This is a genomic window from Streptomyces sp. NPDC001717, from assembly GCF_042892775.1.
GTDB lineage: Bacteria > Actinomycetota > Actinomycetes > Streptomycetales > Streptomycetaceae > Streptomyces.
The window spans coordinates 1-24,281 of the sequence record NZ_JBIAUK010000016.1; the positions used below are offsets into that span (position 1 = coordinate 1).

Consider the following 24,281-nt stretch of genomic DNA (forward strand, 5'->3'; position numbering starts at 1 on the left):
GGCGCCGGGGGGGGGGGGCGGGCGGGCGGCCGCGCCCGGGCGGGGGCGGGGGGGGGGGGGGGCCGGGGGGGCCGGTGCGGCGCCGTTGCCGGGGGCGCTGCCCCCGGACCCCCGCGCCTCAAACGCCGGCGAGGCTGGAGCTGCCTCCGGCGGCGGCTCAAACGCCGGCGAGGCTGGAGCTGCCTCCGGCGAGGCTGGATCGGCCTCCGGTGGGGTCGGATCGGGCACCCGTGACGGTGAAGTCGAGGGGGCCGCGTGAGCAGGTTGATGCATGTCGCCTCCGGCGTCTACGCGCCGCCCGTCGCGCGGCGGGAGATCGTGGCGGTGTCCGCCGACGGGGCCCGGCTGCACGTCGAGGTGCACGGGGAGGAAGGGGCCCCGGCCGTGGTGCTGGCGCACGGTTGGACCTGTTCCACCGCCTTCTGGGCCGCCCAGGTGCGGGAACTGGCCAAGGACCACCGGGTCATCGCCTATGACCAGCGGGGGCACGGGCGCAGTCCGGCAGCGGTCGCACACAGCACGACCGCCCTCGCCGACGACCTCGTCGCGGTGCTCGGGGCGGCCCTGGACCCCGGGGAGCGGGCCGTCGTCGCAGGGCACTCCATGGGCGGCATGACGATCATGGCCGCCGCCGGGCGGCCGGAGTTCGCCGAGCACGTCGCCGCCGCGCTGCTGTGCAGCACCGGCAGCTCCCGGCTGGTCGAGGAGGCGCGGGTGCTGCCGCTGCGCGCCGGGGCCGCCCGGACCCGGATCACCGGCGCGGTGCTCGGCTCCCGGGCCCCGCTCGGGCCGGTCACGCCCGTCGCCCGCAAGGTCCTCAAGTACGCCACGATGGGCCCCGGCTCCGCCCCGGACAGGGTCGAGGCCTGCGCCCGGATCGTGCACGCCTGCCCGACCAAGGTGCGGCACGCGTGGTCCGAGGTGCTGGCCGGGCTCGACCTCGACGCGAACCTGGCCGCGCTGACCGTGCCCACCGCGGTGATCGGCGGCACCGCCGACCGGCTCACCCCGGTCACGCACGCCCGCCGCCTGGCCTCCGCGCTGCCGAACTGCGTCGGGCTGACCGAGCTGACCGGGATGGGGCACATGACGCCGATCGAGGCGCCGGAAGCCGTCACGCGCGCCATACGCGAGCTCGTGGGGACGGACACGAACGTGAACGGGAACGTGAACACCGACGTCGAGGAGAAGACGACATGAGCTCCCGCAGCAATCTGGAAGGCCAGGTCGCCGTCGTCACCGGCGCCGCCCGCGGAGTCGGCGAACTGCTCGCCCGCAAGCTGTCGGCGCGCGGCGCGAAGATCGCGCTCGTCGGCCTGGAGCCCGAGGCCCTCAAGGAGGTCTCCGAACGGCTGCACACCGACAGCGACCACTGGTACGCCGACGTCACCGACCACGAGGCCATGGCCCGCGTCGCCCAGGAGGTCAAGCAGCGCTTCGGCAAGGTCGACATCGTCGTCGCCAACGCGGGCGTCGCGGCCGGCGGGCCGTTCGCCGACTCGGACCCCGACGCCTGGCGCCGCGTGATCGAGGTCAACCTCATCGGCGGAGCGGTGACCGCCCGCGCCTTCCTGCCCGTACTGATGGAGAGCCGCGGCTACTTCCTGCAGATCGCCTCGCTCGCCGCGATCACCCCGGCCCCGATGATGACCGCGTACTGCGCCTCCAAGTCGGGTGTCGAGGCCTTCGCGCACTGCCTGCGCGCCGAGGTCGGCTACAAGGGCGTCAAGGTCGGCGTCGGCTACCTCTCCTGGACCGACACCGACATGGTGCGCGGCGCCGACCAGGACGAGGTGATGCGCGAGCTGCGTCAACGGCTGCCGTGGCCGTCCAACCGGACCTACCCGCTGGGCCCGGCCGTCGACCGGATCGTGGCGGGCATCGAGCGGCGCTCGGCGCACGTGTACGCGCAGTGGTGGCTGCGCGGGATGCAGGGGATGCGCGGCTACCTCCCGGGGATCATCGCGACGGTCGGACAGCGCGAGATGAAGCGGTTCGAACCGCGACTGGCCGGTGTTTCCAAGGGCCTTGTGGGGGCCGGTGGAGCGGCGGACGAGAAGGAACGCACCGTCGACCGCTGATCGAAATGCGGGGTTCGTCCGGCCGTGCAAGTCTGGTCGGGCCCGACCACCTACACCCCGCACGGAGTGAAAAGCATGGGTATCAAGGACCAGTTCCAGGACAAGGCCGAACGGCTCGCGCAGAAGGCGAAGTCGGAGGCCGCCGGAGCCACGGACGAGAGCGCCGAACGCTCTTCGCAGGCCGCCGAGCAGGCGAGGAGGAAGGCGCGGGGGGCGGACGACAAGGCCCGCGCGCGGTTCGACGACGACTTCGACGCCTGACCGATACCCGTACGGCGCCGAGGGGCGCGATTCCCGCGGTCGCGGGGATCGCGCCCCTCGGCGCTTGCTCGGGCGGCCGACAGGCCCTAGCGCGGCGGCAGCTTCGGGCGGCGGCGGTCCGGGACGTCCGTGTAGCCGGGCGGGACCGCGGCCGGGTCCTGTTCCAGCAGTTCCAGTGCCAGGTGCACGGCGTCGTCGAGCTGGGCGTGCCGGCCCTCCGCCCAGTCGAGCGGGGTGCGCAGGATCTCCAGGTCCGGTTCCACGCCGTGGTTCTCCACCGACCAGCCGTACTCCGGGAACCAGGCGGCGTTCATCGGCACCGTGATCACCGTGCCGTCGCCGAGGGTGTGCCGGCCCGTCATGCCGACCACCCCGCCCCAGGTGCGCTGGCCGACCACTGGGCCCAGGCCCAGCAGTTTGAAGGCCGCGGTGATCATGTCGCCGTCCGAGGAGGTCGCCTCGTCGGCGAGCGCCACGATCGGACCGCGGGGCGCGTTGGAGGCGTACGACACCGGCTGAGCGTTGCGCGTGAGGTCCCAGCCGAGGATCGAGCGGGTCAGCTTCTCGACCACCAGCTCGCTGATGTGCCCGCCCGCGTTGCCGCGCACGTCCACGATCAGCGCGGGCCTGGACATCTCCATGCGCAGGTCGCGGTTGAACTGCGCCCAGCCCGAGCCGCCCATGTCGGGGATGTGCAGGTAGCCGCACCGGCCGCCGCTGAGCTCGCGGACGACGGCGCGCCGCTTGGCCACCCAGTCCTGGTAGCGCAGCGGCCGTTCGTCGATCAGCGGCACGATCGCCACCCGGCGGGCCGGGCCCTCTCCGTCGCCGGGGGTGAAGGTCAGCTCGACGGTGGTGCCGCCGGCCGCCGACAGCAGCGGGTAGGGCCCGGTCACCGGGTCCACGGGCCGGCCGTCGACGTGGGTGAGCACCGCGCCGTCGCGGATGCCGGTGCCGGCCAGCGGGGAGCGGGCCTTGGAGTCGGAGGACTCGCCGGGCAGGATCCGCTTGACCACCCAGCCCTCCTCCCGGTGCACGAGGTTGGCGCCGAGCAGCCCGATGGCCCGCTGGTAGTGGGGCGGTCCTTCGTTGCGTCGGGCGGGGGAGACGTAGGCGTGCGAGGTGCCGAGTTCGCCGAGGACCTCGCGCAGCAGGTCCGCGAACTCGTCGGGGGAGGCGACCCGTTCGACGAGGGGGCGGTACTGGCGCAGTACGCCGTCCCAGTCGATGCCGCACATCTTCGGCTCCCAGAAGTACGCCTGGATGAGCCGGCCCGCCTCCTCGAAGGCCTGGCGCCACTCGGCCGCCGGGTCCACCTCGTGCAGGATGCGCCGCAGGTCGAGGTAGACCGTCGAATCGCTGTCGCCGGACTCGGTGGCGGGGGCCGCGCGCAGGTCGCCGTCGTCGTTGATGACGAGCCGGGTGCCGTCGCCGCTGACCGCGAACCAGTCCAGCCCGGAGGCCAGTTCCGTCTTGCGGGCCTTGGTGAGGTCGAAGTACTCCAGCGTCGGCTTGCCGCTGATGTCGTTCGGGTTGGCGAAGGTCTCGCCGAGCGCGCCCGAGATGGGCCAGCGCAGCCAGACCAGCCCGCCGCCGCTCACCGGGTACAGGGCCGAGTACTTGGACGCGGTCACGGGGAAGGGCGTGACCCGGCTTTCCAGCCCCTCCACCTCGACGGTCACGGTGCCGTCGCCCGTGTCGCCCTCGGCCGGGTCGAGTCCGCCCGCGGCGGGCCTGCCCTCGGCGGAGAGCGCGAACGGGGAGGGGGTGGCCGAGGACAGCGGCACCAGGTAGGGGCGGCAGCCCAGCGGGAAGGAGAGGTCGCCGGTGTGCACGTCGTAGACCGGGTCGAAGCCGCGCCAGGACAGGAAGGCCAGGTAGCGGCCGTCGCGGGTGAAGACCGGATTCTCGTCCTCGAAGCGTCCGTTGGTGACGTCGACGATGACGCGCGGCCCGGGGCCGGAGATCCGGGCCATCTTGATCTGCCGCAGCGAGCGCCCGATGCCCGGGTGCGACCAGGTCAGCCAGGCCCCGTCGGGGGAGAACGCCAGGTCGGTGACGGGCCCGTTGATGGACGTGATGAGCTCGGTGACCTCCCCGTCGGACTCCTCGGTGGCGTCGAGGAGCAGCAGCCGCCCGTCGTTGGAGGCGATCGCGAGCCGTTCCCCGTCCGGGTCGGACAGCAACTCCAGTACGCGGCCCAGCGCGCCGGAGGCCAGCCGGCGCGGCTCCCGGTCGCCGGAGGCGCGGGGGAGGTAGGCGATCTCGATCGCGTCCTCGCCCTCGGCGTCCGTCACGTAGGCGACCTGGCCGCCGGAGCCGAGCATCTCGGGCAGCCGGACCCGTACGCCCGGGGTGTCGGCGATGGTCCGCGCCGGCCCGTCGCGGTGCGTCAGCCAGTACAGGCTGCCGCGCACGACGACGGCACTGGCCCGCCCGGTGGTGTCGACGGAGAGGGAGTCGACGTGGCTGGCGGCCGGGACCTGGTAGGTCCTCCGGCCGGCGCGCGGGCCGCCGAGCCGGACGTCGAGCTTGCGGGGCACGGAGTCGGGGGCGAGGGAGTCGACGAGCCAGATCTCACCGGCGCACTGGTAGACGACCCGGCGGCCGTCGCTGGAGGCGTGCCGGGCGTAGAACTCCTCGTGGTCGGTGTGGCGGCGCAGATCGGTGCCGTCGGGCCGGCAGGAGTACAGGTTGCCGACGCCCTCGTGGTCGGAGAGGAAGGCGATGCGGCCGTCGACGAACATCGGGGCGTCGAGGTGGCCCTCGATGTCCTCCAGCAGCCGTTTGCCGTGCAGCCACAGCCGGCCGGTGGCGCCGCCCCGGTAGCGCTTCCACGCGGCGGGTTCGTGCGGCGGCTTGCCGGTGAGCAGCAGGGTGCGGTGCTCCCCGTCGATGTCGGCGACCTGGATGTCGGAGACCGGGCCCCAGGGCAGGCGCCCGCCGGGGCTGCCGTCCGTCGGCACCTTGTAGGCCCAGGAGTAGTAGGAGAAGGGCTGGCCCTGCGAGGTGACCGCGAGGACGTTGCCGTCCGGGTCCCAGCCGCAGACGCGGGTGTCGGTGGCGCCCCAGTAGCTGAGCCGGCGGACGGGCCCGCCGTCCACGGGGGCGAGGTGGATCTCGGGGTCGAGGCTGCGCCAGTTGGTGTAGGCGATGTGGCTGCCGTCGGGGGAGAAGCGGGGGTGGCTGACCCTGGTCCGGTCGACGGTCAGGCGCCAGGCCCGGCCCACCGGATCTCCAGGGGGAACCAAGGGCGCGACCCAAAGATCGTCCTCGGTGGCGAAGCACAGCAGGTCGTCGTGCAGATGCGGGAAGCGGAGGTACGCGACGTCGTGACTCACCCCCCAATGCTTTCCGCGCCAGGGGGGCCTGGCAACTCGTACAGGTGATCCAGACCACTCCCGCTAGCGAAACGGAACGGTTTCGTTTCGTTGGGGTGAGGGGGTATGGTCTTATGAGTACGAAGTGGTTTCGTTCGGGTGGAGGTGCGGAAATGGCCGAGGCGAGCGTGTCGCGGCGCAGTCGGATCACCCCCGAACGGCAGGCCGAACTGCACGAGGCGGTCCTCGACCTCCTGCGTGACGTCGGCTACGAGGCGTTGACCATGGACGCGATCGCCGCCCGTACGAAGTCCAGCAAGGCCACCCTCTACCGCCAGTGGGGGAGCAAGCCGGAGCTGGTCGCCAAGGCCCTGCGATGTACGCAGCCCGTCTCGCTGCGGGAGATCGACACGGGCAGCCTGCGCGGTGACTTCGCGCGCATGGTGGAGCACTCCGACGACGCGCAGATGGCCAAGGACACCGCACTGATGCGGGGTCTGACCCACGCCATCCACGAGAGCCCGGAACTCCACAAGGCACTGCGCGAGCTGCTCGTCGACCCGGAGATCAACGGTCTCCAGTCGATGCTGCGGCGCGCGGTGGACCGGGGCGAGATCAGCCCGGACTGCCGTGCCCTCGACTTCGTACCCCACATGCTCATCGGGGCGTTCATCGCGCTCCCCTTGATCGAGGACCGTCCGGTGGACCGGACCTTCCTCGGTGACTTCATCGACGCCGTGGTGTTCCCCGCCCTCGGCGTCTGATCCTCCTCGTTTCGCACAGTCCCCACAGCCCGTCGCTTTCCGCTGCTCCTGACACGCCGCTCTCGTCGTCGGGCCGGCACCTCCTGCCTTCCATCCCACGACCTGAACGGGAGAACCACCCTCGTGGCTACCTTCCTCTACCGGCTCGGCCGCGGCGCCTTCAGGCGCCGGGGCATCGTCGCCCTCATATGGGTGGCGCTGCTCTTCGCCGCAGGATTCGGCGCCGCCACGGCGGCAGCGCCCACCTCCGGTTCGTTCTCGATCCCCGGCTCGGAGGCCCAGAAGGCCTTCGACCTGCTGGACGAGCGCTTCCCGGGCATGTCCGCCGACGGCGCGACCGCCCGTATCGTCGTCAAGGCCCCCGCAGGCGCCAAGATCACCGACCCCGGACCCAAGGCCGAGGTGCAGAAGATCGTCGCCGGGCTGAAGTCCGGACCGGGCGGTGAGCAGGTCTCCTCCGTCGCCGACCCGTACGAGACCCACGCGGTCAGCCAGGACGAGACCGTCGCCTACATCAGCACCAAGTACGACGTCAGCGGCATGGAGCTGAAGGACACCACCCGCGACGCGCTCAAGGAGTCCGGCAAGGACGCCAAGGCCGCGGGCCTGAACGTCCAGATCGGCGGCGACGCCCTGATGGCGGCCCCCGAGACCGGCTCCGGCGAGGTCGTCGGCATCCTGATCGCCGGGATCGTCCTCGTCATCACCTTCGGCTCGCTGGTCGCGGCCGGGCTGCCGCTGCTGACCGCGCTGATCGGCGTGGGCATCGGCGTCTCCTCCATCACCGCGCTCGCCAACGTGCTGGACCTCGGCTCGACCACCTCCACCCTCGCGATGATGATCGGCCTCGCGGTCGGCATCGACTACGCCCTCTTCATCGTCTCCCGCTACCGCGCGGAGCTCGCCGAGGGCCGCGAGCGCGACGAGGCCGCGGGCCGGGCGGTCGGAACGGCCGGCTCCGCCGTCGTCTTCGCCGGTCTGACCGTGGTCATCGCCCTGGTGGGCCTGGCCGTCGTCAACCTCCCGATGCTCACCAAGATGGGCGTCGCGGCCGCCGGCACCGTCGTCATCGCCGTCCTGGTGGCGCTCACCCTGGTCCCGGCCATCCTGGGCTTCGCGGGCAAGAAGGTCCTGCCTGCCGGCCGGAAGAGCAAGCTGTTCGGCAAGGGCAAGCCCGCCGGTACGAAGGAGAAGCCCAACGGCGGCACCCGCTGGGCCCGCTTCGTCCTGCGCCGCCCGGTCATGGTGCTGCTGGCCGGTGTGATCGGCCTCGGCGTCATCGCGATCCCCGCGAGCAAGCTGGAGATGGGTCTGCCCGACGACGGCGCCCAGCCCGTCTCCACCACCCAGCGTCAGGCGTACGACCTGCTGTCCGACGGCTTCGGCCCGGGCTTCAACGGCCCCCTGCTGGTGGTCGTCGACGGCGACAAGGCGCTCGCCGACAAGACGGTCGAGCGGATCAAGGGCCTGGACGGCGTGGCCATGGTCACCCCGCCGAACCCGAACAAGGCCGGCGACGCCGCGGTCATCACCGTCATCCCGAAGGACCGTCCGTCCTCCACGCAGACCGAGAACCTGGTCCACGAGATCCGCGACGGCAACGGGGACGACGTCTTCGTCACCGGCGCCACCGCGATGAACATCGACTTCTCGCAGAAGATGAACGACGCGCTGCTGCCCTACCTCGCGCTCGTCGTCGGCCTCGCCTTCCTGCTCCTGATGCTGGTGTTCCGCTCGGTCCTGGTCCCGCTCAAGGCGGCCCTCGGCTTCCTGCTCTCCGTCGTCGCCGCCCTCGGCGCGGTCGTCGCGGTCTTCCAGTGGGGCTGGCTCGGCTCGCTCTTCGGCGTGGAGCAGACCGGTCCGATCATGTCGATGATGCCGATCTTCATGGTGGGCGTGGTCTTCGGTCTGGCCATGGACTACGAGGTCTTCCTCGTCACCCGCATGCGGGAGGCGTACGTCCACGGCGAGCGCCCGGGCCAGGCCGTGGTGACCGGCTTCCAGTACAGCGCCCGGGTGGTCGTGGCCGCCGCCGTCATCATGATCGCGGTGTTCGCCGGCTTCATCGGAGCCAGTGAGCAGATGGTCAAGATGATCGGCTTCGGCCTGGCCGTCGCCGTCTTCTTCGACGCCTTCGTGGTCCGCATGGCCATCGTCCCGGCGGTGCTCGCCCTGCTCGGCCACAAGGCCTGGTGGCTGCCCAAGTGGCTCGACCGGCTGCTGCCGAACGTCGACGTCGAGGGCGAGAGCCTGCGCAAGCACCTGGCCAAGGAGTCCTCCGACGGCCCGGAGGGCACCGGCAAGAGCCGCGAGCTGATCAACGCGTAACGGCTGCCACTCCCGCAGGCCGATCGGCCCCGCACTCCCTGATCACCGGGGGTGCGGGGCCGGTCCCGTTCAGGCGAGCCGGCGACCGGCGGGGGCCGGGGCGTTCGTACGGCGCAGGAAGCGGCGCAGGGCCGCGATGTCGAACTGCACCACCGCCACCCCCTCGGGGGAGTGGAACTCGACGACCGCCTGGACGCGGCCGCAGGGCCAGACGCGTACGTCCCCGGTCCCGGTCGGCGCCTGGAGGCCGGCTTCGAGCAGGGCGCGGGGGAACACCCACTCGTTCTCCGTGCCCTCGGGGGACAGCTCGGCGGGGAAGACGATCCGTACGGCCAGCGGTTCGGACTCGGCGAAGCGCAGGGCCACCGGGATCTTCCGGTAGAGGGGGTCGTCGCTGATCACGCGCGCGATCACGCGCTCCTCGACGGAGGTGGCGGTCGCTGTGGGATTCTCGGCGGTGGCTGACACGACAAGACTCCTCTTTTCGGCACATCTGCGTCCGTTTGTCCTCCAGCCTCGCACATTCCGGCGAAACCGCACGGTTCCATTTGTGTCTGAGACGCTCTTGCCAACGGTTTGCAACTGGGCACTATTCTTGGACGGCTGAAAACTGTTGTGAGAAGCGGAGCCCCTCCATGCACGTGCCCGACGGATTCATCAACGCACCCGTCTCGGTGGCCGCCGGAGTGACAGCAGCCGCCGCGGTCGCCGTCAGCCTCCGCGGCGCCCGCCGCGAGCTCGACGAGCGCACCGCGCCGCTCGCCGGCCTCGTCGCCGCCTTCATCTTCGCCGTGCAGATGCTCAACTTCCCCGTCGCCGCGGGCACCAGCGGCCACCTCCTCGGAGGGGCGCTCGCCGCGATACTCGTCGGCCCCTACACCGGCGTGCTGTGCGTGTCGGTGGTCCTCCTCATGCAGGGCATCCTCTTCGCCGACGGCGGGCTGACCGCGCTCGGCGTCAACATCACCGTCATGGGCGTCGTCACCGTCCTCGTCGCCTACGCGGTCTTCCGCGGGCTGCTCAAGGTGCTGCCGGCCGGCCGCCGCTCGGTGACCGTCGCCGCCTTCGCCGGAGCCCTGCTCTCCGTGCCCGGCGCGGCCGCCGCCTTCACCGCGATCTACGCCCTCGGCGGGACCACCGACGTGCCCATCGGCAAGGTGTTCACCGCGATGGTCGGCGTCCACGTGCTCATCGGCATCGGCGAGGCCCTCATCACCGCGGCGACCGTGGGCGCCGTGATCGCCGTACGCCCCGACCTCGTGCACGGGGCGCGCGGGCTGAGCACCCCGCTGAAGCTGCGCGTCGGCGGGGAACTGGTCGCGGCTCCCGCGGCCGCAGCGCCCGTCGCCGCCCGCTCCACCACGAAGGTGTGGGTCACCGGCCTGGTCACTGCCCTCGTGCTGGCCGGCTTCGTCTCCTTCTACGCCTCCGCCAGCCCCGACGGCCTGGAGAAGGTCGCCGCCGACCAGGGCATCGACGCCAAGGTCCAGGAGCACGCCGCCAAGGACTCCCCGCTCGCCGACTACTCCGTCAAGGACGTCGCCGACGCCCGCCTCTCCGGCGGCCTCGCGGGCGCCCTCGGCGTCGGCGCGACCGTGGCCGTGGGCACCGGGATCTTCTGGGTCGTACGGCGCCGCCGCACGACCGAGCCCTCGGCCGTCACCTCGGCCGCCGTCTGATGGCCGCCGTCTGATGGGCGCGGGACACGCCCACAAGCTCTACCGGCACGCCCACACCCCGGTCCACGACCTGCCCCCGCACTGCAAGCTGGCGGCTACCTTCGCCTTCGTCGTGGTCGTCGTCTCCACGCCGCGCGAGGCGGTGTGGGCCTTCGGGGCGTACGCACTCCTCATCGCGGCGGCCGCGGCAGCCGCCCGCATCCCGGCCGGCTTCCTGCTGCGCAGGCTGCTGATCGAGATCCCCTTCGTCGCCTTCGCCGTGCTCATGCCGTTCGTCGCGCAGGGCGAACGCGTGGAGGTCCTCGGCATGTCGCTGAGCGTCTCGGGCCTCTGGGGCGCCTGGAACGTCCTGGCCAAGGGCACCCTCGGCGTCGCCGCCTCCGTCCTGCTCGCCTCGACGACGGAACTGCGGGCCCTGCTGCTCGGCCTGCAACGGCTGAAGCTGCCCCCGCTGCTCGTACAGATCGCCTCCTTCATGATCCGGTACGGGGACGTCATCGGCGACGAGCTGCGCCGGATGTCCATCGCCCGCCGTTCCCGCGGCTTCGAGGCCAGCGGCATCCGCCACTGGGGGGTGCTCGCCAAGACGGCCGGCGCGCTGTTCATCCGCTCCTACGAGCGCGGCGAGCGGGTCCACCTCGCGATGGTCAGCCGCGGCTACGCCGGCTCGATGCCGGTGATCGACGAAGTCGTGGCCACCCGCGCCCAGTGGGCGTACGCGGCCGCGCTCCCGGTGACGGCCCTCGCCGTCTGTCTGATGGGATGGTCCCTGTGACCCCTGCTCCTTCCGCCCCGTCCCTCGAGGTGACCGGCCTCGCCTACGCCTACCCCGACGGCCACCAGGCCCTCTTCGGGGTGGACCTGAGCGTCGGGCGCGGCGAGCGGGTCGCCCTGCTCGGCCCCAACGGCGCCGGCAAGACCACCCTCGTGCTGCACCTCAACGGCATCCTGAGCGGCGGCGTCGGCTCGGTGGCCGTGGCCGGGCTGCCGGTGGAGAAGCGGAACTTCGCCGAGATCCGCCGCCGGGTCGGGATCGTCTTCCAGGACCCCGACGACCAGCTGTTCATGCCGACCGTGCGCGAGGACGTGGCCTTCGGCCCCGCGGCCGCGGGCCTGCGCGGCGCCGAGCTGGAGGAACGGGTGCGCGGGGCGCTGGAGCAGGTCGGCATGGCGGACTTCGCCGACCGGCCGCCGCACCACCTGTCCTTCGGCCAGCGCCGCCGGGTGGCCGTCGCCACGGTCCTCGCGATGCGGCCGGAGATCCTCGTCCTCGACGAGCCCTCGTCCAACCTCGACCCGGCCTCGCGCCGCGAGCTCGCGGACATCCTGCGCTCGCTCGACGTGACCGTGCTGATGGTGACCCACGACCTGCCGTACGCACTGGAGCTGTGCCCCCGTTCGGTGGTCCTCAGCGAGGGGGTCATCGCCGCCGACGGCCGCACCCAGGAACTGCTGTGCGACGAGGAGCTGATGCGGGCGCACCGGCTGGAGCTGCCGTTCGGCTTCGACCCGCGCACGCCCCTTCTGACGCGCCCCGCGCACTGATCGGCGCCGGCCCCCGGCGCGTCGTTCCGGGGGGCCCGGGAAGCAGGGCCGACCGGCAGGCGTTGCATGGTGGCGTAGGCGCCGTCGGGGCGCCGCGGCAGGTGCTGGGAGTAGACGTGGACGTCCACGGGTCGGTGGCGGAGGGCTTCGAGCCCGTCCGAGAGGCTTTCGTACGCAACTTCGAGGTGCTCGGAGACCGAGGCGCGGCGGTGGCCGTCTACCGGGACGGCCGCAAGGTCGTCGACCTGTGGGGCGGCACCAAGGACGCCGACGGCGGCGAAGGCTCCGAGCCCTGGGGAGAGGACACCGCGCAGATAGTCCGCTCCGCCACGAAGGGCGTCGCCGCCGCCGTGCCCCTGCTGCTGCACCAGCGCGGGCTGCTGGACCTGGACGCGCCGGTGGGCTCGTACTGGCCGGAGTTCAAGACGGGCGGCAAGGAGAAGACGCTCGTCCGCGACCTGCTCGCCCACCGGGCCGGCGTTCCGGCGCTGGACCGGGGGCTGACCGTCGCCGAGGCGGCGGACGGCGTCAGCGGGGCCCGCGCGGTCGCCGCGCAGCGGCCCTTCTGGGAGCCCGGAACCGAGCACGGATACCACGCGCAGACCTTCAGCTGGCTGGTGTCGGAGCTGGTGCTCCGGGCCACCGGCCGCACCGTCGGCTCGTTCCTGGCGGAGGAGATCGCCGAGCCGCTGGGGCTGGACTTCTGGATAGGCCTGCCGGAGACGGAGTCCCACCGGGTGGGGCGGGTCGCGCCCGTCGACCCGCCGGAGTCCGCGGGCCTGCTGAAGACCCGTCCGCGGCGCAACGTTTCCGAGGCCTACGCCGACCCGGCCTCGCTCACCCGGCGCGCGTTCGCCGCCATCGACCCCCAGCCGGACGAGAACGACCCCGCCTACCAGGCCGCCGAACTCCCCGGCTCGGCCGGCATCGGCACCGCCCGCGCCCTCGCGCGCTTCTACGGCGCCACCATCGGCGTGGTCGAGGACGGCGCCCGCGTCTTCACCCCGGAGACCACCGCGCTGGCCGGCCGGGAGCTGTCGTCGGGCCCCGACCGGGTGCTGATCGTGAACACCCGCTTCGGCCCCGGCTACATGCTGCACGGCCCGGCCTCCCCGCTGCTCTCCCCGGCCTCCTTCGGCCATCCGGGCCGCGGCGGCTCCCTGGCCTTCGCGGACCCGGAGTCGGGCATCGGCTTCGGCTACGTCACCAACGCCCACGCCAAGTCGGTCACGGCCGACCCGCGGGCGCAGGCGCTGGTACGCGCCCTCAAGTCGGCGCTCTAGCGTTCGCGTACGTCGGTGAGCGTGGCGCCCGCGTGCGCGACGAGCTCCTCGGGGGCCATCGGGAACACGCTGTTCGGGGTGCCTGCCGCCGCCCAGACCTCGGTGTGGGCCAGCAGGGACCGGTCCGCCAGCACCCGGGTGCGGGTGCGGTGCCCGAAGGGCGGGACCCCGCCGATGGCGTAGCCGGTGGTCTCCCTGACCACGGCCGCGTCCGCCCGGGTGACCTTGGCGGCGCCGAGCTCGCGGCGTACGGCCTCGACGTCGACCCGGGAGGCGCCGTCCATGAGGACCAGTACGGGGACGCCGTCGGCGGCGAAGATCAGCGACTTCACGATCTGGCTGAGCTCGCAGCCGATCGCGGCGGCGGCGTCGGCGGCCGTACGGGTCCCTTCGGGGAAGCTGCGGACGGTGAGGTCGAGGCCCAGCCCGTGCAGGGCCTCGGCGAACAGGGGGTGCGTGGGGGTGGTCGTCATGGGTGGACGCTAGCGCCGCGACTCCGCCCGGGTCGAGCGCGTTTCACCCCCACGGGGCCGGCCCCGACCCGGCGGCCCCGGACCGGAACCAGCCCGGGAGCCGGGTGCGGCCGGGTCCTTGCGGGGCTGGTCCCCTACCCGCCCTTCCACCGTTCCCTGGGGCTCCGCCCCAGACCCTGCGCCTCAAACGCCGGCGGGGCTGGAATGCCCGGCGGGCGGCAGGGTCGTATCCAGCCTCGCCGGCGTTTGAGGCGCCGCCGGAGGCAAAGCAGCCCGTCCGGCGATTGAGGACCGGGGGGCCCGGGGCGGAGGACCGGGGGGCCCGGCCGCCCGCCCGGCCCGACCCCGCCCGGGAGGGCTACCCGGCGTTGAGGACCTCCGCCACCAGCGGCCCCGCCGCCTCGCCGCCGTGGCCGCCCGCCTCGACCATCGCCGCCGCGGCCACGTCGCCGCTGAAGCCGGTGAACCAGCTGTCCGGGCTGCCCGCGCCGTCGACCTCCGCGGATCCGGTCTTCGCGCCCTTGTCCGAGCCGCCGACCGAGGCCATCGCCTCGCGCGCGGTCCCGCTCGTCGCCGTCAGCCTCATCATCTTCACCAACTGCGCCGACACCCCCGGCTTCAGGGCCCGTGCGGCGGTCGCGAGGGTGCGTCCGTCCAGTGAGGGCTTCACGATCACCGGCTGGCGGAACACCCCCGTCCGGGCGGTCGCCGTGATCGAGGCGACGTTCAGCGGGTTCATCGTGATCGTGCCCTGGCCGATGTACGCGGCGGCCGCGCCCGACCCCGACGCCTCCGGGACCGACCCGTCCACCGAGGCGACCCCGGTCTTCCAGTCGAGCCCGATGCCGAAGACGTCCTTGGCCTCCCGAGGCAGTGCGCCGTTGTCGCCCACGTTGTCGATCAGGCTGATGAAGGCCGTGTTGCAGGACCTGGCGAAGCTCGACGCGAAGGTCTCCCCCTCGGACTTGAAGTTGTTCAGGTTGTGGAAGGTCCGCCCCTCCCACGTGGCCGTGGCCGGGCAGGCCGCCGGCTTGTCCGCCGACACCAGGCCCTTCTCGATCAGCATGGCCCCCGTCACGATCTTCATCGTCGAGCCGGGCGCCCGCGCCCCCCGCATCGCCGCGTTGAAGCCGTCCTTGCGGTGGTTGGCCACGGCCAGGATCTCGCCCGTGCTCGGCTGGATCGCGACCACCGAGGCCTCGGGGTACTTCCCCACCGCCTTCTCCGCCGCCGCCTGCACGTCGGCGTCCAGGACGGTCCGGATCTCCCCCGGCTTCCCCTCGGCCAGCGTCATCAGGGTCCGCTTGGGCTCGTTGGGGCCGGCCGGCTCGATCCACACCTCCGCGCCCTTCGTGCCGCCCGCCTTCTCCCCGTACGCCTTGCGCAGGTCGTCCAGGACGGCCCGCAGCGAGGGGTACTGCTCGGCGGTCAGCTCCTTGCCGTTGCGGTCGAGCGCCTTGACCGGCGGGGTCGCGGGGGAGCCCGCGCGCAGCTTCTCGCCCCGCTGGAGCTGCGGGTGGATGATCGCCTCCTTCCAGTCGACCAGCGCCTTCCCGGTGGTCAGCCCGCGCACCACCGTGAGCCGGGAGTCGTAGGCGAGGGGCTTGGTCGTCCCCTCGTACGTGATCTCCGCCTCGACCTTGAAGGGCACGCCGGTGCCGTCGTACGCGCCGGGGGTGATCACGGCCTTGGACACGTGTGCCTTGGCCGTGAAGTCGCCCACGGCGGGCTGTGCGTCCTGCGCGTTGTTCGTCAGCGCGGCCGCCGCGGCCGAGTCCCCCGCGGCCCATGCGGCGAGGAAGGCCTTGGCGGTCTCCACCGTCTCCTTCTCCGTGATCGGCCCGCTGCCCTTGCCGGCCTGGACGGAGGTCGTACCGTCCTTCTCGCCGCTCTTCCCGCCCCCGCCGCCGTCCCCGACCAGCGTGTACACCCCGTACCCGGCGCCGCCGACGAGTGCGAGGAACACCCCGCCGACGATGGCGCCCTTTGCCGCCCCGTTCATTTTCCGGTCCTCCCCCGAGTGACGGTTCCCTGAACGTGTTCAAAGAACCCTTGGTGCGGACCTTACTCCGCGTCGTCACCCGAGTTCGCTCTCGTTACCGGACCGGAACCCGCGATGGCCGAAAGAGTGGGGGAAATGGCAGGAGGGCCCACCCCGACGAAGCGGGGAGGGCCCTCCTGGACGCCGGACGGGCGGGCTACGCGGTCAGACCCACGTGTCCAGCCACATCCGGCCCCGCCACGAGTCCATGGGGAGCGTCTGGCCGGTGTAGATGGGCCAGAAGTAGATGAAGTTCCACGCGATCAGCAGCACCAGCACGCCCGCCCCGATCGCGCCCAGCGCCCGCCGGCGCTCGCTCGAACCGGCCGGGCCCAGCAAGGCCCCGATCATCATCGCCACCGCCAGGCACAGGTACGGGACGAAGACCACCGCGTAGAAGTAGAAGATCGTCCGCTCCTGGTAGTTGAACCAGGGCAGCAGGCCCGCACCCAGCGCGCACGCGATGGCGCCCGCCCGCCAGTCGCGGCGGAAGAACCACCGCCACAGCACGTACAGCAGCGCGAAGCAGCCCGCCCACCACAGCAGCGGGGTGCCCAGCGCCAGCACCTCGCGGGCGCACTTGCCCGTCTCCGTGGCCGGGCAGCCGTCCGTGCCGGGCGCCGGGGACTCGTAGAAGTAGGAGACGGGCCGGCCCAGGACCAGCCAGCTCCACGGGTTCGACTCGTAGGTGTGGCCCGAGGTCAGGCCGACGTGGAACTTGTAGACCTCGGTCTCGTAGTGCCACAGGCTGCGCACCCACTCCGGCAGGAACGACAACGAGCTCTTCTGGTCGTACTTGGCAGCCCAGTCGCGCAGGTAGCCGCCCTTGCCGTCGTCGGGGCTGAAGATCCACCCCGACCAGGAGGCCAGGTACGTCACGACCGCGACCGGGACGGTCGACACGAAGGCGGGCAGCGCGTCGCGGCGCAGCATCGACGCGTACGGGGCCCCCGCGCCCGCGGTACGGCGCGCGGCCGCGTCCCACAGCACCGTCAGGACGCCGAAGAACGCCAGCGCGATGAAGCCGTTCCACTTCGTGCCGGCGGCCAGACCCAGGCAGACGCCCGCCAGGATCCGGTACGGCCGCCATCCCAGCCGCAGCGTCTCGGCGATCTTCACATCGGGCCGGGTACGGCCCTCCTCGTCCACCGGGAGGGCGTCCGCGAGCCGGGCCCGGGTCCGGTCCCGGTCGATCAGCAGCGCCCCGAACGCGGCCAGCACGAAGAACATCAGCACCAGGTCGAGGAGCGCGGTGCGGCTCATCACCAGGTGCAGCCCGTCCACCGCGAGCAGCGCGCCCGCCAGGCAGCCCAGGAAGGTGGAACGCAGCAGCCGGCGCCCGATCCGGCACAGCATCAGCACCGACAGGGTGCCGAGCAGGGCGGTCATGAACCGCCAGCCGAAGGGATCGAAGCCGAACATCCACTCGCCGAGCCCGATGACCCACTTGCCGACGGGCGGGTGCACGACGTACCCGGCGTCCGTCGGGAGGGCGACCGCGTGCGGATTGTCGAGGATCAGCTTGTCGATGTCCTTGGGCCAGCTCGCCTCGTAGCCCTGCTTGATCGTGGCCCAGGCGTCCTTGGCGTAGTACGTCTCGTCGAATATCACCGCCTTCGGGCTGCCCAGGTGCACGAACCGCAGCACGCCCGCGACCAGCGCCACCAGCACCGGTCCCGCCCACGCCAGGATCCGGTTCCACGTCCCCCACACCTCGGGCCGCAGACCGAAGGTCATCCACAGCTGTGGGGACGGCTGCGCGTACGGGGGCACCAGGCGGGTGCGCAGGTCCGTGCGCGCGGACGCGCCGGCGGATGGCGCGTAACCGAATCCGCGCAGGCGGCGAAGCCAGGTGGGCTGCTCTTCGGCCCGCCCCGACGGCAGGGCGGGAGGGGCCCCCGCGGGGCTGGGCGGCGGCGTCGCGGTACTGGTCACCGGCACATCGTAGGGAAGAGATCTGTGTGTGCCCCAGTACCCGGGGGGCGACGGGCCACGGGACTGAGAGGATGGGCCGGTGACGACTGACCAGCCCCTCCGCAGCGAACCCTCCTCCTCGACAGGCGTGCTCGTCCTCGCCGGGACGCCGATCGGCGATCTCGCGGACGCCCCGCCGCGGCTCGCGGCCGAGCTGGAGCGGGCCGACGTGGTCGCCGCCGAGGACACCAGGCGGCTGCGCCGGCTGACCCAGGGGCTCGGCGTGCACACCACCGGGCGCGTCGTCTCGTACTTCGAGGGCAACGAGTCCGCGCGCACCCCCGAGCTCGTCGAGGCGCTGGAGGACGGCAAGCGCGTCCTGCTGGTCACCGACGCCGGCATGCCCTCCGTCTCCGACCCCGGCTACCGGCTCGTGGCCGCCGCCGTGGAGAAGGACATCAAGGTCACCGCCGTCCCAGGGCCCTCCGCCGTGCTCACCGCGCTCGCCCTGTCGGGGCTGCCCGTGGACCGCTTCTGCTTCGAGGGGTTCCTGCCGCGCAAGGCGGGCGAGCGCCTCGGCCGGCTGCGCGAGGTCGAGGGCGAGCGGCGCACGCTCGTCTACTTCGAGGCCCCGCACCGGCTCGACGACACCCTGGCCGCGATGGCCGAGGTCTTCGGCGCGGACCGGCGGGCCGCCGTGTGCCGCGAACTGACGAAGACGTACGAGGAGGTCAAGCGCGGCGGCCTCGGCGAGCTGGCGGCCTGGGCGGCCGAGGGCGTGCGCGGCGAGATCACCGTCGTGGTCGAGGGGGCCCCGGCGGCCGGTCCCGGGGACGTGGACGCCGAGGAACTGGTGCGCCGGGTACGGGTGCGCGAGGAGGCGGGGGAGCGCCGCAAGGAGGCCATCGCGGCGGTCGCGGTGGAGGCCGGAGTACCCAAGCGCGAAGTGTTCGACGCGGTCGTGGCGGCAAAGAATGTGGCTCAAAAGATGCCCCAGGTCGGTAAAGGGCTAACCTGAAAAGCAAAGCTCAGACCGCGCACCGGGCGCTTTGGGACATGAGTCGCCCAAATACCGTCCAACAGTAGACAGGGCCTGATGCGCTCCCGCCCGAAGAGGCGTCCACTGGCAATGGCACCAGTGGAACAAGAGGAGCTGGCATGAGTGAGATCGCTGACACCCCGGTACCCGTGGCCGCCGCGGTACCGGGCCCCGTATCCGCTCCCGTGCAGACCGTGCACGAGGCGTACTCCTTCGCCTGCATGAAGTGCGGATACGCCTGGGAGCAGGCGTACGCGATAGAACACCACGTGGACGGCAGGGGCGAGCCGTTCATCATGTACATGGTCGGCGGCGAGCGGGTTCCCTCCCCGCTGTCCAACCCGACCTGCATGAACTGCGACGGCCACGTCGTGCGCATCATGCGGGCCGGTCAGGTCTCCTCGGTGCTCGGCACGATCGACAGGCTCTACCACCACCGCATCGCCCCGGGGATCGCCGGGCCGGTACCGGCCGGGGCGAACGTCCCCCGGACCCCCAAGCCGCGCGCGCACGACGCCCCGGGTCCCGTCCCGGTGGACGAGTCGGAGCGGCGCCGGGGCCTGCTCTCCCGGCTGAGGGGGATCTTCCGCCGGTCATAGGATCGGCCACATGAGCCCCTCCTCGAAAGACGCACCGCCGCCGCTGCCCGAACCCCTCCGGGTGGCGGTCGCGGATTCGCACACCCACCTGGACATGCAGTCCGGCACCGTCGAGGAGGGCCTCGCGAAGGCCGCCTCGGTCGGGGTGACCACCGTCGTCCAGGTCGGCTGCGACGTGAAGGGCTCCCGGTGGGCCGCCGAGACCGCGGCGGCGTACGAGAACGTCCACGCGGCCGTGGCCCTCCACCCCAACGAGGCCCCCCGCATCGTCCACGGGGACCCCGACGGCTGGTCCCGCCAGGGCGCGCGGGCGGGCGGCGGCGACGCGGCGCTCGACGAGGCGCTCGCGGAGATCGAGGCGCTGGCCGCCCTCGACCACGTCAAGGCGGTCGGCGAGACCGGACTGGACTACTTCCGCACCGGGCCGGAGGGGATGGCCGCGCAGGAGCGTTCCTTCCGGGCCCACATCGAAATCGCCAAGCGGCAGGGCAAGGCCCTCGTCATCCACGACCGCGAGGCCCACGCGGACGTACTGCGCGTACTGCGCGAGGAGGGCGCCCCCGAGCGGACCGTCTTCCACTGCTACTCCGGGGACGCGGAGATGGCCCGCGAGTGCGCCGCCGCCGGGTACTACATGTCCTTCGCCGGGACCGTCACCTTCAAGAACGCGGCCCCGCTGCGCGAGGCGCTGGCGGTGGCCCCGCTGGAACTCGTCCTCGTGGAGACCGACGCCCCGTACCTGACCCCGGCGCCCTACCGCGGCCGGCCCAACGCGCCGTACCTCATTCCGCTGACGGTGCGCGCCATGGCCGCCGTGCGCGGCATCGACGAGGACGCGATGGCCACGGCCCTGGCGGCGAACACGGCGCGCGCGTTCGACTACTGACACCACCGGACGCCATCCGCCCGTTCCGCCACCCTGAGTAGTCGTACAACTTTGGAGTGTGACGAATCCTCCGCTAAGGTGCCGTGCCCCGAACCAGCGGGTGCCGACCACCAGGGGAGCGAGCGTCGTGAGCGATACGCAGGGCAGTCACCGCCGCGGCCGACCGGGACCGGGGGCCGGGCCGACCGCCGCGAACGCCTCCGTGCCCGCACCGGGGCCCGCCGCCGGGCCGGGTGCCGGGCCGGGCTTCGGCCCGGCACCCGGGTCCGCCTCCGATCCCGCCTCGGGGTCCGCACCGGTCTCCGGCTTCGGGTCGGCACCCGAGTCCGGCTTCGGGACGGCACCCGGGGTCGGCATCGGGTCGGCACCCGAGTCCGGCTTCGGCCCGGCACCCGAGTCCGGCTTCGGCCCGGCACCCGAGTCCGGCTTCGGCCCGGCACCCGGGGTCGGCCTCGGGTCGGCACCGGAGCCGGCCTTCGGACCCGCCCCCGGGGGCGGCTTCGGGGCGGAGCCCGGGTCCGCAATTGCGGCCGTTCCGGAGGTTCCGGCCCCGCGGGGCGGCGGCGGGCGCGGCTCGCGGCGCCGGGCCCGGGGACAGAACCCCGACCGGCCCGCCGCCCCCACCCAGCAGGGCGGCGCCGCCGCACCCACCTTCGGCCGACGCCGGGCCCCGGCGGGCGGCGCGACGGCCACGGCCCCCGCCCCGCCGGGGCCCGGGCGACGACGAGGTGTCGAGGCACCGAGCCCGCCGGCCTCCCCACCCGGCGGGGAGGCCCCGCCGGGAGCCGGAAGGCGCCACGCCGGGCCCCCCGCCCCCGCCGGGCCCGGTACCGGACGCCGCCGGGGCGCGGAGCCCGCCACCTCGCCGGCCCCCGGGGGAACGGGCCGCCGCCGAAGCGCAGAGCCCACCGGCCTGCCGACCCCCACGGGAACCGGACGCCGCCGCGGCGGGGAGGCCGCCACCCTGCCGGCCCCCGCAGGGCCCGGCACCGGCCGGCGGCGGGCGGCCGGACCCCCGCCCACCCCGGGAGGGACCTGGCGGCGGATCGTGCCGCAGGCACTCGTCGTCGCCTTCCTCGCCGGCGGCACCACCGCCTTCGTCGCCGCCGACAAGACGGTCCGGCTCACCGTGGACGGCGTCCCCAGGAACCTCCACACCTTCGCCGACGACGTCGACGAACTCCTCGCCTCCGAAGGCCTCGGCATCGGCCCCCACGACCTCGTCGCCCCCGCCCCCGGCGAACCCCTCGACGACGGCGAAGAAGTCATCGTCCGCTACGGCCGCCCCCTGCGCCTGACCCTCGACGGACAGCCCCGCCGGCTGTGGACGACCGCCCGCACCGTCGAGGGCGCCCTGCGCCAGCTCGGCATCCGCGCCGAGGGCGCCTACCTCTCCTCCCCCCGCGAGGCCCCCGTCCCCCGCACGGGCCTCGCCCTCAGCGTCCGCACCGAACGCAGCGTCACCTTCCTCGCCGACGGCAGCGAACGCACCATCCGCACCAACGCGGCCACCGTCCAAGAGGGCCTCGACCAGGCCGGCATCACCCTCCACGGCCAGGACACCACCTCCGTCCCCCCGGACTCCTTCCCGCGCGACGGCCAGACCGTCACCGTCCTGCGCATCACCGGCACCCGCGAGGTCCGCGAGGAACGCATCCCCTACGCCGTCGAGAGGACCGAGGACCCCGACCTCTTCACCGGCACCGAGGTCGTCGCACGCTCCGGCCGGCCCGGCGCCCGCCGGGTGACCTACGGCCTGCGCACCGTCAACGGGGTCCGACAGAAACCCCGCCGCATCGCCGAGGAGATCGTCCGCGAGCCCGTCACCCAGCTCGTCAGGGTCGGCACGAAGCCACTGCCCACCTCCGTCTCCGGCGCCGACGGCCTGGACTGGGCCGCCCTCGCCCAGTGCGAATCCGGCGGCCGCCCCTCCGCCACCGATGCCTCGGGCACCTACGGCGGCCTCTACCAGTTCGACGTACGCACCTGGCAGGCCCTCGGCGGCAGCGGCCGCCCGCAGGACGCGCCCGCCGCCGAGCAGACGTTCCGGGCGAAGAAGCTCTACGTGCAGCGGGGGGCGAGCCCGTGGCCGCACTGCGGCCTTAGGCTTGCCCGGTGAGCACCGCAGAGCAGCAGCCCAACGAGAACCCCCCCGCCCCTTCCGACGCCCTCCTCGGCCCGGCCGACATCCGGGAGCTGGCCGCCGTACTCGGCGTGAAGCCGACGAAGCAGAAGGGGCAGAACTTCGTCATCGACGCCAACACGGTGCGCCGGATCGTGCGCACCGCCGAGGTGCGGCCCGACGACGTGGTCGTCGAGGTCGGGCCGGGGCTGGGCTCGCTGACGCTCGCTCTGCTGGAGGCCGCGGACCGGGTCACCGCCGTCGAGATCGACGACATCCTCGCGGCGGCGCTGCCCGCCACCATCGAGGCGCGGATGCCCGACCGCAAGGACCGCTTCGCGCTGGTCCACTCCGACGCGATGCTCGTCACGGAGCTGCCCGGGCCGGCGCCGACCGCGCTCGTCGCGAACCTGCCCTACAACGTGGCCGTGCCGGTGCTGCTGACCATGCTCGACCGCTTCCCCAGCATCGAGCGGACCCTCGTCATGGTCCAGTCGGAGGTCGCCGACCGGCTCGCCGCCGAACCCGGCAACAAGGTGTACGGAGTCCCCTCCGTCAAGGCCAACTGGTACGCGCACGTCAAGCGGGCCGGGGCCATCGGCCGCAAGGTCTTCTGGCCCGCCCCCAACGTCGACTCGGGCCTCGTCTCCCTCGTCCGCCGCACCGAGCCGATCAAGACGACCGCCTCGAAGGCGGAGGTGTTCGCGGTCGTGGACGCCGCCTTCGCACAGCGCCGCAAGACGCTGCGCGCCGCGCTCGCCGGCTGGGCCGGTTCGGCAGCGGGCGCCGAGGAGGCGCTGGTCGCCGCCGGGATCTCCCCGCAGGCGCGCGGGGAGTCGCTGACGGTGGAGCAGTTCGCCGCCATCGCCGAGCACAAGCCGCAGGCGGAAAGGCCGGCGCTGTGAACACGAGCGCTGTGAGCACGGGCGCGGGCGTGACCGTACGGGTCCCCGCGAAGGTCAACGTCCAGCTGGCGGTGGGTGCGGCGCGCCCCGACGGCTTCCACGACCTCGCCAACGTCTTCCTCGCCGTCTCCCTCTTCGACGAGGTCACGGCGGCACCGGCGGACTCCCTCACCGTCGGCTGCACCGGCCCGGACGCCGACCAGGTTCCGCTGGACCGTACGAACCTGGCCGCGCGGGCCGCCGAGATCCTCGCGGCACGGCACGGCATCTCCCCCTCGGTGCACCTCCACATCGCGAAGAACATCCCGGTGGCCGGGGGCATGGCGGGAGGCAGCGCCGACGGCGCGGCGGCCCTGGTGGCCTGCGACGCGCTGTGGGGGCTGAACACCCCGCGGGCCGAACTGCTGGACATCTGCGCGGAGCTCGGCAGCGACGTCCCCTTCAGCCTGGTCGGCGGGGCCGCGCTCGGCACGGGGCGCGGGGAGCTGCTGACCCCCGTGGAGGCGGGCACCTTCCACTGGGTGTTCGCGGTGGCCGACGGCGGGCTGTCCACGCCGGCGGTGTTCCGGGAGTTCGACCGCCTCGCCGAGGGCCGGGAGATCCCGGAGCCCGTGGCCTCGCCGGCACTCCTCGCGGCCCTCGCCTCCGGCGACCCGGACGCGTTGGCGGGCGCCCTGTCCAACGACCTCCAGCCGGCGGCGCTCTCGCTGCGGCCGTCGCTCGCCGCGACACTGGGCGCGGGCGTCGACGCCGGCGCCCTGGCCGCGCTCGTCTCCGGCTCCGGCCCGACCACGGCCTTCCTGGTCCGTGACCCGGAGTCCGCGCTGAAGGTGGCCGCGGCCCTGGAGGCCTCCGGCACCTGCCGCACCACCCGCGTAGCCTCGGCCCCTGCCCCCGGAGCCGTGGTCCTGCCGTAGCCCCGGCAGGGCCCAGGGCCGCCGCGCGGCACCCTGGGCTCCGCCCCGGACCCCCGCGCCTCAAACGCCGGCGGGGCTGGGTTTGCCTCCGGCGGCGCCTCAAACGCCGGCGAGGCTGAAATTG

The 24,281-nt window shown here is 73.2% G+C and carries 20 protein-coding genes; 15 read left to right on the forward strand and 5 right to left on the reverse strand.

Going from position 1 to position 24,281, the window contains the following annotated elements; all coding sequences use genetic code 11:
• Positions 1–255 precede the first annotated feature (255 nt).
• The 3 genes from ACFYZL_RS24130 to ACFYZL_RS24140 all read left to right on the forward strand — a co-directional run bounded on the left by ACFYZL_RS24130 (position 256) and on the right by ACFYZL_RS24140 (position 2,342).
• Positions 256–1,200 carry an alpha/beta fold hydrolase gene (locus ACFYZL_RS24130; RefSeq protein ID WP_384759281.1) on the forward strand — a complete coding sequence of 315 codons (945 nt, stop codon included), beginning with the start codon at positions 256–258 and terminating at the stop codon, positions 1,198–1,200.
• On the forward strand, positions 1,197–2,081 hold the full coding sequence (locus ACFYZL_RS24135; RefSeq protein WP_384759279.1) for an SDR family oxidoreductase: 885 nt from the start codon (positions 1,197–1,199) through the stop codon (positions 2,079–2,081). The genes ACFYZL_RS24130 and ACFYZL_RS24135 overlap by 4 nt, the downstream gene beginning before the upstream one ends.
• Before the next feature lie 75 nt (positions 2,082–2,156).
• Positions 2,157–2,342 carry a hypothetical protein gene (locus ACFYZL_RS24140; protein ID WP_384759275.1) on the forward strand — a complete coding sequence of 62 codons (186 nt, stop codon included), beginning with the start codon at positions 2,157–2,159 and terminating at the stop codon, positions 2,340–2,342.
• Positions 2,343–2,428: 86 nt separating this feature from the next.
• Here ACFYZL_RS24140 and ACFYZL_RS24145 read toward each other — a convergent pair whose 3' ends face one another.
• Positions 2,429–5,683 carry a S41 family peptidase gene (locus tag ACFYZL_RS24145; RefSeq protein WP_384756868.1) on the reverse strand — a complete coding sequence of 1,085 codons (3,255 nt, stop codon included), beginning with the start codon at positions 5,681–5,683 and terminating at the stop codon, positions 2,429–2,431.
• Between the two features lie 152 nt (positions 5,684–5,835).
• Between ACFYZL_RS24145 and ACFYZL_RS24150 the strand changes: the two genes are divergently transcribed.
• Together ACFYZL_RS24150 and ACFYZL_RS24155 are read left to right on the forward strand one after the other, a co-directional pair.
• Positions 5,836–6,426 (forward strand): TetR/AcrR family transcriptional regulator, encoded by a 591-nt coding sequence (locus ACFYZL_RS24150; protein WP_384756870.1) that lies wholly within the window; start codon positions 5,836–5,838, stop codon positions 6,424–6,426.
• A 123-nt stretch (positions 6,427–6,549) separates the two neighbouring features.
• Entirely contained in the window at positions 6,550–8,754 is a 2,205-nt protein-coding gene (locus ACFYZL_RS24155) for an MMPL family transporter (protein ID WP_384756873.1), read from the forward strand.
• A 69-nt stretch (positions 8,755–8,823) separates the two neighbouring features.
• On the opposite strand, the gene ACFYZL_RS24160 is transcribed toward ACFYZL_RS24155, so the two are convergent.
• Positions 8,824–9,222: an SsgA family sporulation/cell division regulator gene (locus tag ACFYZL_RS24160; RefSeq protein ID WP_384595315.1), complete on the reverse strand. Its 399-nt coding sequence runs from the start codon at positions 9,220–9,222 to the stop codon at positions 8,824–8,826.
• Positions 9,223–9,389: 167 nt separating this feature from the next.
• On the opposite strand from ACFYZL_RS24160, the gene ACFYZL_RS24165 reads away from it, so the two are divergent.
• The 4 genes from ACFYZL_RS24165 to ACFYZL_RS24180 all read left to right on the forward strand — a co-directional run bounded on the left by ACFYZL_RS24165 (position 9,390) and on the right by ACFYZL_RS24180 (position 13,261).
• On the forward strand, positions 9,390–10,433 hold the full coding sequence (locus tag ACFYZL_RS24165; protein WP_384756876.1) for an energy-coupling factor ABC transporter permease: 1,044 nt from the start codon (positions 9,390–9,392) through the stop codon (positions 10,431–10,433).
• A gap of 13 nt (positions 10,434–10,446) precedes the next feature.
• On the forward strand, positions 10,447–11,208 hold the full coding sequence (gene cbiQ, locus ACFYZL_RS24170; protein ID WP_384756879.1) for a cobalt ECF transporter T component CbiQ: 762 nt from the start codon (positions 10,447–10,449) through the stop codon (positions 11,206–11,208).
• A complete protein-coding gene (locus ACFYZL_RS24175; protein ID WP_384756882.1) occupies positions 11,196–11,978 on the forward strand; it encodes an energy-coupling factor ABC transporter ATP-binding protein in 783 nt (260 codons plus the stop codon). Before cbiQ ends, ACFYZL_RS24175 begins: the two co-directional genes overlap by 13 nt.
• A gap of 116 nt (positions 11,979–12,094) precedes the next feature.
• The gene (locus tag ACFYZL_RS24180) at positions 12,095–13,261 is read left to right on the forward strand and encodes a serine hydrolase domain-containing protein (protein WP_384756885.1); all 1,167 of its coding nucleotides are present in this window, start codon (positions 12,095–12,097) and stop codon (positions 13,259–13,261) included.
• On the opposite strand, the gene ACFYZL_RS24185 is transcribed toward ACFYZL_RS24180, so the two are convergent.
• The 3 genes from ACFYZL_RS24185 to ACFYZL_RS24195 all read right to left on the reverse strand — a co-directional run bounded on the left by ACFYZL_RS24185 (position 13,258) and on the right by ACFYZL_RS24195 (position 17,710).
• Positions 13,258–13,734 carry a YbaK/EbsC family protein gene (locus tag ACFYZL_RS24185; protein WP_384756888.1) on the reverse strand — a complete coding sequence of 159 codons (477 nt, stop codon included), beginning with the start codon at positions 13,732–13,734 and terminating at the stop codon, positions 13,258–13,260. The genes ACFYZL_RS24180 and ACFYZL_RS24185 overlap by 4 nt on opposite strands.
• Before the next feature lie 358 nt (positions 13,735–14,092).
• Positions 14,093–15,736, reverse strand: a complete 1,644-nt coding sequence (locus tag ACFYZL_RS24190) for a penicillin-binding transpeptidase domain-containing protein (RefSeq protein WP_384758221.1) — start codon at positions 15,734–15,736, stop codon at positions 14,093–14,095.
• Between the two features lie 204 nt (positions 15,737–15,940).
• Positions 15,941–17,710, reverse strand: a complete 1,770-nt coding sequence (locus tag ACFYZL_RS24195; RefSeq protein ID WP_384758223.1) for a dolichyl-phosphate-mannose--protein mannosyltransferase — start codon at positions 17,708–17,710, stop codon at positions 15,941–15,943.
• A gap of 79 nt (positions 17,711–17,789) precedes the next feature.
• Here ACFYZL_RS24195 and rsmI point away from each other — a divergent pair, with 79 nt between their 5' ends.
• The 6 genes from rsmI to ACFYZL_RS24225 all read left to right on the forward strand — a co-directional run bounded on the left by rsmI (position 17,790) and on the right by ACFYZL_RS24225 (position 24,157).
• Positions 17,790–18,707, forward strand: a complete 918-nt coding sequence (gene rsmI, locus ACFYZL_RS24200; protein ID WP_384758227.1) for a 16S rRNA (cytidine(1402)-2'-O)-methyltransferase — start codon at positions 17,790–17,792, stop codon at positions 18,705–18,707.
• 140 nt (positions 18,708–18,847) lie between these two features.
• On the forward strand, positions 18,848–19,327 hold the full coding sequence (locus ACFYZL_RS24205; RefSeq protein ID WP_384758230.1) for a hypothetical protein: 480 nt from the start codon (positions 18,848–18,850) through the stop codon (positions 19,325–19,327).
• Positions 19,328–19,337: 10 nt separating this feature from the next.
• Positions 19,338–20,213, forward strand: a complete 876-nt coding sequence (locus ACFYZL_RS24210) for a TatD family hydrolase (RefSeq protein ID WP_384595997.1) — start codon at positions 19,338–19,340, stop codon at positions 20,211–20,213.
• Positions 20,214–21,126: 913 nt separating this feature from the next.
• Positions 21,127–22,332 carry a ubiquitin-like domain-containing protein gene (locus ACFYZL_RS24215; RefSeq protein WP_388681703.1) on the forward strand — a complete coding sequence of 402 codons (1,206 nt, stop codon included), beginning with the start codon at positions 21,127–21,129 and terminating at the stop codon, positions 22,330–22,332.
• Positions 22,329–23,240, forward strand: a complete 912-nt coding sequence (gene rsmA, locus ACFYZL_RS24220; RefSeq protein WP_384737176.1) for a 16S rRNA (adenine(1518)-N(6)/adenine(1519)-N(6))-dimethyltransferase RsmA — start codon at positions 22,329–22,331, stop codon at positions 23,238–23,240. Before ACFYZL_RS24215 ends, rsmA begins: the two co-directional genes overlap by 4 nt.
• The gene (locus ACFYZL_RS24225; protein ID WP_388681560.1) at positions 23,237–24,157 is read left to right on the forward strand and encodes a 4-(cytidine 5'-diphospho)-2-C-methyl-D-erythritol kinase; all 921 of its coding nucleotides are present in this window, start codon (positions 23,237–23,239) and stop codon (positions 24,155–24,157) included. Before rsmA ends, ACFYZL_RS24225 begins: the two co-directional genes overlap by 4 nt.
• The last annotated feature ends 124 nt before the right edge of the window (positions 24,158–24,281 follow it).

Excerpts from the sequence above, each read along its gene's own strand:
- ACFYZL_RS24175 (WP_384756882.1), top strand. The coding sequence starts at position 11,196 with ATGGTCCCTGTGACCCCTGCTCCTTCCGCCCCGTCCCTCGAGGTGACC.
- ACFYZL_RS24210 (WP_384595997.1), top strand. The coding sequence starts at position 19,338 with ATGAGCCCCTCCTCGAAAGACGCACCGCCGCCGCTGCCCGAACCCCTC.
- ACFYZL_RS24190 (WP_384758221.1), bottom strand. The coding sequence starts at position 15,736 with ATGAACGGGGCGGCAAAGGGCGCCATCGTCGGCGGGGTGTTCCTCGCA.
- cbiQ (WP_384756879.1), top strand. The coding sequence starts at position 10,447 with ATGGGCGCGGGACACGCCCACAAGCTCTACCGGCACGCCCACACCCCG.
- ACFYZL_RS24140 (WP_384759275.1), top strand. The coding sequence starts at position 2,157 with ATGGGTATCAAGGACCAGTTCCAGGACAAGGCCGAACGGCTCGCGCAG.
- ACFYZL_RS24185 (WP_384756888.1), bottom strand. The coding sequence starts at position 13,734 with ATGACGACCACCCCCACGCACCCCCTGTTCGCCGAGGCCCTGCACGGG.
- ACFYZL_RS24205 (WP_384758230.1), top strand. The coding sequence starts at position 18,848 with ATGAGTGAGATCGCTGACACCCCGGTACCCGTGGCCGCCGCGGTACCG.
- ACFYZL_RS24165 (WP_384756876.1), top strand. The coding sequence starts at position 9,390 with ATGCACGTGCCCGACGGATTCATCAACGCACCCGTCTCGGTGGCCGCC.
- ACFYZL_RS24150 (WP_384756870.1), top strand. The coding sequence starts at position 5,836 with ATGGCCGAGGCGAGCGTGTCGCGGCGCAGTCGGATCACCCCCGAACGG.
- ACFYZL_RS24135 (WP_384759279.1), top strand. The coding sequence starts at position 1,197 with ATGAGCTCCCGCAGCAATCTGGAAGGCCAGGTCGCCGTCGTCACCGGC.